The 1,054-nt window shown below is 44.7% G+C and carries 1 protein-coding gene; it reads right to left on the bottom strand.

All coding sequences use genetic code 11. The annotated features are described in order from the left end of the window. The coding region (locus BM253_RS17145) for a PorP/SprF family type IX secretion system membrane protein (RefSeq protein WP_091526712.1) at nt 1-869 on the bottom strand (869 nt) is incomplete at its 3' end. Nucleotides 870-1,054: the final 185 nt, after the last annotated feature.

Genomic DNA, 1,054 nt, shown 5'->3' with positions numbered 1-1,054 from the left:
ACAAAGATCTCGTGCGAGCCGTTGTTGTAGTTTCTAAGTGCTTTTACATCGCTGTCGTAGCTGTAACCTATGAACATGCCGTCGGTTACCTGGAAGCCTACCAGGGCACTCCATGCGGCATCCCAGCGGTAAGCTCCACCAATGGTGAACTTCTCGCTTATTAAAAAGTTTCCGGTGATGTCTGCCTGTAACGGTGCGCCTTCTACTGCTTTTAATAAAAATGCCGGTTTGAACTTCAACATCGGGTTGATTTCAAATACATGACCTCCCATTAAGTAGTAGTGCATTTTTTGCTGCATGGTACTTTGGATGTTGTTGTCGTATCTTGTGCTTTCTAAAAAGCTTGGTACCGAAAATCCTACATAGCTTTTATCGGTATGCCAGTAGATACCCGCACCGATGTTCGGTGTGAACTCGTTCTGCACATCGTTGAAGATCTGCGGATCGTTCGGGTTGTATTTGTTAAGATCCGAATAGGCTACGTTTAATAGGTTAGCCGATCCTTTCAATCCGAAGCTTAATTTGCTGCCACGGTTGTTTAAATCTAACGTGTACGAGAAATCTACGCTTAACGTGTTTTCATCCATTACTCCCAAAGCATCGTTTATAAAACTTACTCCCAAACCTACCTTGCTGTCGGCTATCGGAGTGTTTACCGAAAACGAGTTCGTTGTTGGTGCTCCTTCCAGTCCTACCCACTGGCTGCGGTGCAGTCCGAAGATGCTTAATGCTCCACGACTTCCTGCATATGCCGGGTTGATGTTGATGGTGTTGTACATATAGTTGGTGTACTGCGGGTCTTGCTGGGCCTGGGCCGATGTAAAGCTTACTAAAGCTAACAAGGCCGTTATTATTCTTGTTTTTGTCATTGCTTTATGCTTTAATCGTTATTTTCTAAATGAAGGTAGCCTACTTTTTTAACCCACTGGTTTTCACCGTCACGATCGTACAGATATTCCACTACATAGTAATACGTTCCCGTTGGAAGTTTTTCGCCTTGGTTCACAATAGCATTGCCTTGCGCATAACCGCGGAATACGTTGCCGTTGCTGTC

This window comes from Paenimyroides ummariense (genome assembly GCF_900115115.1).
GTDB classification, from domain to species: Bacteria; Bacteroidota; Bacteroidia; order Flavobacteriales; family Flavobacteriaceae; genus Flavobacterium; species Flavobacterium ummariense.
This window is presented reverse-complemented; position numbering and strand designations above follow the sequence as displayed.